Here is a 9,561-nt window from a genome sequence, read left to right on the forward strand (position 1 = left end):
AAGTAGCATTTTCAGCCAACAATAATACTTCAATTAACAAATCAAAAACAGGGTAGTAACCTTATGGTTGGTCGGGTTTTTGACCATTTATTTCAAAACTTTGAAGTTTGTTACACGGAGAACACGTAAATATGCCAGCACAGAAGTTAACAAAAGGTAGGCTTGTTCAAATTATCATCATGATGGTGGTGCTAATTGCAGCATTTAGCTACCGCACTGTGACCCATTCTGATGGGAAAGTAGTCAGCTGTGTGGAAAATAGGCCTTGCGCGGTAAGCGTTGGGGAAAAAACCATCACATTTTTGTATCAAGGTGATTCAAAAGTGCTAAGCGTCACAAAATCAAAAGATTTAACAATTCACGTCCAAAATATTGAGACTATGTTAAATGAATCGTCTAAAGAATCGACAATTCAGGGGTTAAATCTTCCAGCAGAGATCAAAGTTACCGACAGAAATGGTGAATCTGTCCTAGTTCAGTATCAGTAACCTTAGTTGGATATCTACTGCAATTTTTAGCCCATGGTAGCCATTACTTTATCTGGGAGGCCAAAGTATTTTTGGTTACCATCTGGTTCGAGGAGAAGGCAATGGGTAGAACTTGTTATTAAAGCCGGGTCCATAGTGGTGTAAATGACGGTCTTGTCTTTTAATGCCCCAGTGAAAAGTTGATTCATATAGCCAGCATGTTCCGCCTCGCATCCAACAAAAGGCTCATCAATGATAAATAGGTTTTGCGACATATCACCGAGTCCAATCGCTATTTTTAATTTTTGAATGACACCGCTTGGTAAGTTCTTCAGAACGTCAGTGTTTAAATGGCTGTCTAATCCTTCAGTGAACCATTTTGACAGCTCCAATAGCTCAAATGTGTAAAGCATCTGTGAGGTAGAAATAACGCCATTGTGTAGCACGTAATTGGAGCGAATAGTTCCTTCAAACAGATGCATGTCAAAAGGTATGAAGTTAATCGCTTTTCTATAACGAAAGTTATTGAATTGCTTTATGTTATAGCCGTCAATGTAAACCGCGCCTTGGTATCGTTCTTCCAGACCTGCAATAACCATCAATAATGTCGTTTTACCACTGCCAGCAGGTCCAGAGATTGCAGTTTTGCTTCCCGGGGCTAGTTTAAACCCCAGATTTGTCAGTCCTGTTTGAGCCCCTTGGTAGCGGTGAGTGATCCCACTGCCAACAACCTCACCGTTGAATTTACGGATAGGCGGACTCTTTTCGAGCGACGTTTTATCGTCATTCAAAGACATCAAAGCGTTTATTTGAGCTGCAGATGATTTGATAGTCTGGAATTTGGTAATCGAGTTGTATATTCCCATGATGGGACCTAGTGCTTTCCAGACCAAAATAACGGTAGCTAGCATTGCGCCTGCATCGGAGTTGCCATCCATGACAGTAATAACTGCGGTCACAATTGAAGCAGTACCGATAGCTTGGATTAAACCTCCACCAATAGCCTGAATTTTACTATTCGTCATGGCAACGTGAGCTGCGTCGTTAGAGCTTTGTTCATGGGAGGCATTAAATCGAGATTGAATGACTCTCAAAAGCGGTAAGCCCTGAATGGTGTTAATTCCACGAAGCAGCTCATTCCATTGATAAGAGACCATCGCGTTAGCTCGAGAGCTGTTCGCCGTTGCCTGCGAATAGATATAGCGAGAATACAAACAGAATACAATCATCAAAAGGATACCGGCTAACACTGTCAGTGCTGCGTATCCAGACAAGATCGTTACAGCTAAGATAAAGATCACGATAAACGGCATATCAAAGTAACTCAGAGTTGCTTCCGCAGTCACAAGCTTCCTGAGTTGATCGATATCCTTGAGACGAGCAAGCTGTGAAGATACACCTGCAGAAGAGGTCATAGAGTAGGGTAACCAAAGAAGTTTTGATATGACGTTCCTTGATATATGGACGGCGAGATCTTGTCCTGAGGTTGCGAGTATGTTCATACGAACTTTCTTTACTGCATACTCAGCGAAACCCAAAAACACAGCGAACAGCGTTAACCAATACAATGTAGAAACCGAACTCGAAGCGAGAGCGAAGTTATAGACGCTCATAATGAAAAATGGCTGTAACGCACCAAATATATTGATGACTAGAGACAAAAACACAAGACTTTTAAACTCATCGTTGTATCGATAGAAAGCGTATTTGATCCAATTCGATTTATCTTGAGATTCAGGTGGTGGCTCACGAAATAGCTTAGAGTACTCTGATATAACCGTTAACGAATAAGTGTTGCCAACTAAAGGCACCGTCACGCTGTTATTGTTTTTGTAGTCGAAAAGTGTCGCTTCACCATCTCTTACTGACAACAGAATCGCTTCCAACTTATCGAGTTCTATGAAACAGGGTAAATGTAGCCCTTCAGTGGCCTCTAGTTTTGCTTTCTCATACTTTGTAGTGCGGCACTGGTATCCCAGACGTGTCAGCGTTGCTTCGAACCCATCACTATCGGATTCTCCGGGCATGAAAGCATCTGATAGAAGTTCAGGTGTTCCTTCCCATTCCATGGCTATTAGAGTGTATGATAATCCCCTTAATAGAGGTGAACCTTGGTATCTCTCCTGAAATTGTTCTGATTCAAAATCAGCTAGTCGCTGACCAATGTTGTTAAAATCAACCAGAATGCTCATGCAGCCACCTCTTCACCAGTTAATCTAACGGACTTCAAGCCAAACTTTTTTGCGTCCAATTTATTGCTAACAATAATGAGGAATTGCTGATTTGCCTTGGGAACTAGCGTAGATACAACACGTTCACCGAACGCACTATCAAAAACAGAATCTATATCATCGAGTACCAATAATCGTTTTTGACTGAGCATTGCGCGGACAATCAACAAGGCATATTGAACTTGACGAGACACAGGGGCATTTTTGTGACCAGTCAAAGCAGTGTAAAAACCGTCGGTAAGTGCATCTATTTCGTTTTTTATCCCAAGGTTTTTACAGATAGTAAATGCGGCGCTATTCAAAACAGGCCTGAAGCAAGTGAGGTTATCGATGATAGTTCCCTCTACAAACGTACTGTCCGAGTCAATACGGTGAACAGCATCTCGCCACGTATGGTAGTGTACCTGTTCGAGTGGGTGGTGATTAACGTATATTTCCGAGCGTTCACACTCGATATCTCGGGTTAAACAACGCGTAATATGACTTTTTCCACTTCCCGATAAACCTCTGATAACTGCAGGTCGACCTAGTGCAAATTCAATGCGCTGACCAGAAGAGAGCTTAACCTCAATTAGATTTCCAATATCTTGCTGTTGAGGTGTCGGAAGTGTCTTCTCATTTATTGATTTAGTTTGAACCTCACGTTGTTGCTTGTACTCAAGCTCAAGCAGTTCAGTTACTTTCTCAATGTGAAGCTTATTCAATTTCCAACGACCAATGGTACGCATTACTTGCTGATATGGAGCGAAGTAACGGTTGGTCAACATAATGATCGCTGCCATTACCCCCTGGCTAGCGGCGAGGTTAATGACTGATGTTGCAAGAAGCACCACTACACAGGCAATTGATAGCTGTTGTATCAGTGCTAAGACTAAGTTGAATTCAGACTCCAAGTTTTCATACTCAATGTTTTTTCTTTCACGCTCTTTGACCATGTCAGTCATCAAGCTTTCAAGTCGATACTCCATAGTTCGGCTTTTATTGTCGAGGGGGCTGGAAACGATCTCTATGATTTTTGAATTAGTCAGTCCCTCTATCTCAGATTTCTCTTCGAGTGTGACTATTTTTTTGTTTGAAATACGGCGTGCAGCGATGTAAAGAATCAAGGACGCTACGATGAGAGTGACCCCAGCACCTAGGTTTATCAGACCAATAATGACGATAGTAATCACACTTACAACGGCATTGATAACCGCTCTAACCGTTTCGCCGCCAAAGAAGCTCTTGATTTCAGGTATTGTGGCAATGCGCTCTAAGTACTGGCCGGGTTCCAACTGATTAAATTTATTAATTTCTGCCAAACAGACGGATTTAAAGACTCTGTTAGTTAAATCACTTTCAAAATCCTTCATGAGCGTCGCTGTGATGACTTCTTCTTGTTTTTTCAACAAGTAATCTAAGTATATAGCGCCGAGAATAATGGCGAACAATAGAGAAAGCGTATCTTTTGCTTGGTTAGGGAGCACACGGTCAAAAATAATCAAAATAGAGAAGGGCAATACAAGAGCGAACAACGTCGACATAATTGTCGAGAAGGTTAGGTACACCGTATCAGCAATTGTGATTCTTTGGGAAAAATGCTCACTACTCATCGACCAATCCTGTTGTATGCTCGTTTAATTTTTCAGGTGCTCAGGTATGACATCCATGTCACGAATACTGGACTCATTAACCATTAGCGCCATGATCTTTTCTATGCTCAATGGGGAAAGGTTACCTACCGTTTTATCGAGGCGAATAGATTCAATGACATAATCATACTTCGCACTTTCATAGTCCCGTATAGCACTGAAAAGTTTACTTTCCGCCGCAAGTAAGTCGGTTAAGGTACGTGTCCCTAAATCGTAAGCCCTCTTGATTCCATTGTAGGAAGAATAATTGGCACGAATAATATTTTCGAAAGTAAAAATCGATTGAGAGAAATCATTGATGTTCAGTATCGAGGTTTCCAGGTCATTCTTGACGGTATTTCTAGTATCTAGAAGTAGTAGTTCATTCCGTTCGATGGTTTTCTCATTCTTTTTATAGGCATAATAATCGGACCCCCCGGTTGTAATGGGTACCGTTAAGGTGAGACCCAAAGACTTCGAATCACTGATGCCAGTAGAGCCAGGTGTTGTGATAGGGTCGAAATTATTAGTGTCATCGTGGCGATAACTTGCACTTGCAGATAAGCTAGGTGCAAAGTTAGAACCTGTCTCTTTTAGGGTACGAAAACTGCGTTCTAGAGTTTTTTCAGAAACAATGATGTCGTTGTTGTATTGCATAGCTTGCTCTAGCAAATCGCCACTTCTATCCAAGCTAATTTCGGAAAGTAATAAACTTCGCTCGAGATCTTGTGTGGGGATGACAGGGTACTGTGTTAACAATTCTAAAGTATTGAGAATTACATCCTTATCTTTCCCAAGCGTTCTAAGGCGATTCGCTATGCCTTCTTTTTGAGCGACGACCTCATACAACTCGCTTGCTGCTACGTTTCCAAGTTCTACATTTCGCTGCATTTGCCTCAGTCTAGCAAGAGAAGAGTCAAGTTCAGCTTTGGTTGCTCTTGTTTGCGCGCCGTTTTTCAGAAACTCGAAATACTGGATCGCTATTTCTTGGATAACTTCTTGTGTCTTGTTTTCGTTCCTTATTTCTTCGATATTAAAGTCCAGTTTAGCGGTGCCATATTTATATATATCTGCAAGGTTGAATAGCGTCTGGCTTAACGAAACACTATATCCATGGTCGTTATAGCTGTTCGTTGTATCGTCTGTTCCGCTAAGCACAGTTCGGTTTCCACTCCATGTTGTAGTAGCGTTGGCAGAGATTGTGGGTAGAAACTTGGAACGACTCACATCAATGTTGTAAGCATTTTCCTCAACACCTTTGCGACTAGCAATTAGGGATACGTTGTTGTTCAGTCCAATCTGAACCGCTTCGAGTAATGTCAAAGCTTGCGACGGGGTAGCAACAATGGAAAACAAAGCACAACTAACTAATCTTCTGATAGGCCACATATTTCTTAATCACCTTGAGAATTTCATCGCTTTTGTATGGTTTACTAATGACGTAGTCCATTCCGGCTTCGATACAAGCTTTGTGTTCAGCCACGCTGGTTAAAGCGGTCGCACCAATGATGGTCGAAGGGATTGATACGTCGTTCTCTTTTTCATGCTCACGAATTAGGCGCGTAGCTTGGATTCCTCCCATTCCGGGCATAATGCAGTCCATAAATATGATATCGGCACGCTGCTTTTTAACCCATTCCACAGCCTCAGAGCCATCACCAACGGTGTCTGCATTATATTCTTGCTTCATCAAAATACGCTTGAGGAGGAACTGCTGAACCTTGTCATCTTCAACTATCAAGAACGAGCTGTTTTCTAACGTTTCTTCTACTGACTCAGCTTCTAAAGCTTCTCGAAGGTGAGGAATAAATTCATGAGGAAGGATCGGACTAAAAAACACTTTGTCCACATATTGATGGGTAATTTGTGCAAGCTCAGAAGTACTCGACATAAGAAACAGCTTTGTAGCCGTTGGTTTTAACCTAGAGCTTAGTGTCTTACTAAATGGTGCAATCTGTATCCCTTCAATTGCATCTGTAATGATGACGCCATCGACTTTCTGTTGTGATGGGTTTAGGCGGAACAGCTCATTTGGGTCCTCACAAACGGTATATGTTGCACCATTCATGGATAACACATCGGTTAGAATCTCCAGAGAAAGCATTCCAGAGCTACATACAATTAAGTTTTTACCATTTAATGTATCTGAGTTCGGCGCAAAATAGCTTTGTGCTTCTAGATCGACTTCCACTTGAAAACGACGTTGTTTGCCAGACTCGAACCACTTAGAGCTAAAGTGACCGACGTTGCCGAGTATTGATTTGGTCCACTCATCATTGCTACCCATTGAATCAGCTCGTTCAGACCAGTGTAGGGAATCAACTTTTGCCACCTTGACGTTGGTATTAGTAAGGAAGGTTAGTGACAGCGTAATGCGTGCACGTTCAACATCTAAGCCACTTCCTGTTTCAACTTTGAACAGAACATTTCTGTCAGTTTGAACTTGCAGTGCGTTTGAAAGCTTTAAGAACAACATCCAAAACAGACTAGTTTGGTGACCAAGTACCATTGCTGGGACGCTGCCGACAAATGCGCATTCTAAAGACAGGTTCTCGCGTTGTAATTTGGACTTCATGTGAATGGTCAGCTCAGATATGACATCTAAAAAAGAAAAGGCGCTACTGCTCTTGTCACGCCCTTGTGAGAGTAGTCGGTTATAGTTTTCGGCAAGTTCCGACAAGGTATTTGCCGCTGATGTGATGTCTTGCGCAAGCACAGCAGTATTCTCATCAGCATCTTGTACTAAGTAGTGAATACCACCTTTAATGGTGTTGGTGATTCCCCGAATCTCGTAACCGATTAAACCATATAGCTGTTGATTGAGGTCAGCATCTTGCTGCTGCTTATCAACCTTTTCATGAAGTAGCCTAAGTTTGGAATAAATACTTCTCTCTATCGGATCGATTTCTGTCGTGCTCAGTATCTCGTCGATCTTTGATGAGTCGAGTTCATCGAGTCGCTCTGCAAGAGACTCAAAACTCTGATTAACAGAGCGGCGGTCCCGAACTGTCTTCTTGAGGCGGTTCCATCCTCCCAATACCACCGATATTGCGATAACAGCGAGTATTGGAAATATCACGACAATTATGTTGACGGAAGATCGTAAGTCTTCAACAACTTGTTTGTGCTCCACAAAGAAAAGATCATCGAACCTGTTACGTATCTCAACATAGTTATTGCTGAGGGTGGTGCGAAGTAAATAGTAGTCTTCTTGAGCCGGGTCATTCACAGCGAAAAAGCGGTTTATCGCTAACTGAACGTTACTGTACTCCACAGCGCCAACCAAACTTACTTGTTTTTTGTCTAGCGCAGCTAACGCTTTGAAGGCGGCTAGGTCATTTAGTAGTAATCGGGTATACCGTTTTACTTCACTACATTCACCAGATTGGAGGCACAAGTCAACGTTAAGAATGGTGACTTCGAGCGAACTATTTAACTTTTCAGTTTGAGAAATTAACGGAGTTGTAAAGGCACTTTCTTTAGGGGCAGCAGTGTAGTACTTGTAAGCGAACCAGAGACCAATAGCGGAAAGGCATAGTAAAAGTACTATGCCTAATTTGATCACCGGAAAGCTGTAGATCTTGTACCGCTGCTTCATGTTCTATCGCTCATCAAATGCGTCTTCAATTGCCGACATCACTGGCTTAGCGGCGTATTCAATAACACGTCGATCACCAGTCTTTATATCAGCTGTGAATTCCATAAACGGCGAGAGGCTATACTTGGTCCCAGAACGTTCAAGAAAGTCATGTTCAATAGTAATCTTCGCTAAGTAATATTCTGTTTCTTCCTCTTCATAAGACGAGCGACTGATAGATGAAATTTTGCCCGGCATAAAACCGTATTTTGCAAAGTTATAGGTATCAAACTTCAGTTTTACCTCCTGTCCAACCTCAACGAAACCCATTTCTTTTCTAGGGATCTTGGCTTCGCCATGTAACGTGTTATTTAACGGAGCTATGTCGGCAATGCTTTCTCCAGGCGGAACGACCGCAGACCGAAAATTAAAATGAACCTTGTCAACGACACCATCAACTGGCGAGTAGACCACCAAGCGATTTACTTTATCCGTATGCTGGGGTTGTTGTATGCGCTTGATATCTAAGTCCTTATTTGCCTGAATGATCTGAGCTTGGTATTCGGCATTCCTATTTACTATGAGATCGTTCAATTGTTTTTCTAACCTTAGCAGTTGAAAATCCTCATTCATGAGAGACTCATCGAGATTTTCAATTTCTCTTACCATGTTGGATTCTTGTACTTGCATATTGAGCACGTCGACGTAAGAAGCCATCTCTTCGTTATAGAGAGTTTGTTTGATTTCAAGTTGTTTTCGAATCAGTTTGAGCTGATTTAACGAGCTCACACGTCTCTTCTTCATTGACGCTATTAAACGGTCTTTGTGTTCAATGTCATGTTGAATCAATGCCTCAGCTGAAACGTTCTTAGCATTCTCCTTGCGCCACGTATCTTGATTGACGTTAACCAACTCAGGAAAGTCAGCATAACGCGAGTAATCGGGCTCCTGTTGAGAAATAAGCGCATGATACCTAAGTTTATCCAACTCCAATTGAGCGATTTCCGCGTTCATAGTCGACAACTGAGAATTACGTTCAATTGCTCTGAGTCTGGCGATGGGTTGCCCCTCGTATACAATATCCCCAGGCTTAACGAGCATCGTATCGAGAATGCCTCCTTCAAGGTGCTGAACTTTCTCAATGTCGGATTCAAGCAACAATTCTCCTCGAGAAGAAACCACAATATCTATACGGGCCTGAGAGGCGATCCCTAACAAGATTAAAATGATGAAGAAAGTGAGCAACAAGGTCTTATGGACTGTTGTCATTGCGCTTTTGATTTCTACCGCTTCTACATAATCAGACTCGGATTTGTCCGTATTTTGAATTAAGGCACTTCTAATGTGATGTTCGATATTACTTTTGCTCACAATCGCCTCCAGGTCCGCTTTCTAAACTAATGTATTAAATTTACGTGATTACAGGGTGTTAGGTTTATAAAGCGATAGATTAGTTACAACTAATAGCTAAGTATACTTAGTGCCATTTTTCAAAAATAAATCCTTGATAATCTGTAGTTTGTGTCAAGTTACATACGCAAAAGCAGAGGCTAAAAGAATCGTAATAAAGATCGGCCTAAACTTTTTAACTTGTTTTTAATGAATTTTCCTTGTCTTTCGTGTCTGGTGTCCTTTACTGCGTTTCTAGGAAGTGTCTGATTTTAAAAGCTGACAAC

At 41.8% G+C, this 9,561-nt stretch carries 6 protein-coding genes; 1 reads left to right on the forward strand and 5 read right to left on the reverse strand.

Features of this window, described 5'->3' with window-relative positions:
- Positions 1–131: 131 nt before the first annotated feature.
- Positions 132–488 carry a hypothetical protein gene (locus tag VME0621_RS18640; RefSeq protein ID WP_062460432.1) on the forward strand — a complete coding sequence of 119 codons (357 nt, stop codon included), beginning with the start codon at positions 132–134 and terminating at the stop codon, positions 486–488.
- Positions 489–514: 26 nt separating this feature from the next.
- Here VME0621_RS18640 and VME0621_RS18645 read toward each other — a convergent pair whose 3' ends face one another.
- From VME0621_RS18645 to VME0621_RS18665, 5 genes are read right to left on the reverse strand one after another with little or no spacing between them, the layout of a single operon-like run.
- A complete protein-coding gene (locus tag VME0621_RS18645; protein ID WP_062460430.1) occupies positions 515–2,659 on the reverse strand; it encodes an ATP-binding cassette domain-containing protein in 2,145 nt (714 codons plus the stop codon).
- Complete coding sequence (locus VME0621_RS18650; RefSeq protein ID WP_062460428.1) at positions 2,656–4,290, reverse strand: ATP-binding cassette domain-containing protein; 1,635 nt, start codon at positions 4,288–4,290, stop codon at positions 2,656–2,658. The genes VME0621_RS18645 and VME0621_RS18650 overlap by 4 nt, the downstream gene beginning before the upstream one ends.
- 24 nt (positions 4,291–4,314) lie before the next feature.
- Entirely contained in the window at positions 4,315–5,697 is a 1,383-nt protein-coding gene (locus VME0621_RS18655; RefSeq protein ID WP_062460427.1) for a TolC family protein, read from the reverse strand.
- On the reverse strand, positions 5,672–7,906 hold the full coding sequence (locus tag VME0621_RS18660; protein WP_062460425.1) for an ATP-binding response regulator: 2,235 nt from the start codon (positions 7,904–7,906) through the stop codon (positions 5,672–5,674). Before VME0621_RS18660 ends, VME0621_RS18655 begins: the two co-directional genes overlap by 26 nt.
- 3 nt (positions 7,907–7,909) lie before the next feature.
- Positions 7,910–9,256 carry an HlyD family type I secretion periplasmic adaptor subunit gene (locus VME0621_RS18665; protein WP_062460423.1) on the reverse strand — a complete coding sequence of 449 codons (1,347 nt, stop codon included), beginning with the start codon at positions 9,254–9,256 and terminating at the stop codon, positions 7,910–7,912.
- Between the last annotated feature and the right edge of the window lie 305 nt (positions 9,257–9,561).

This window comes from Vibrio mediterranei, from assembly GCF_900088415.1.
Classification (GTDB): Bacteria; Pseudomonadota; Gammaproteobacteria; order Enterobacterales; family Vibrionaceae; genus Vibrio; species Vibrio mediterranei.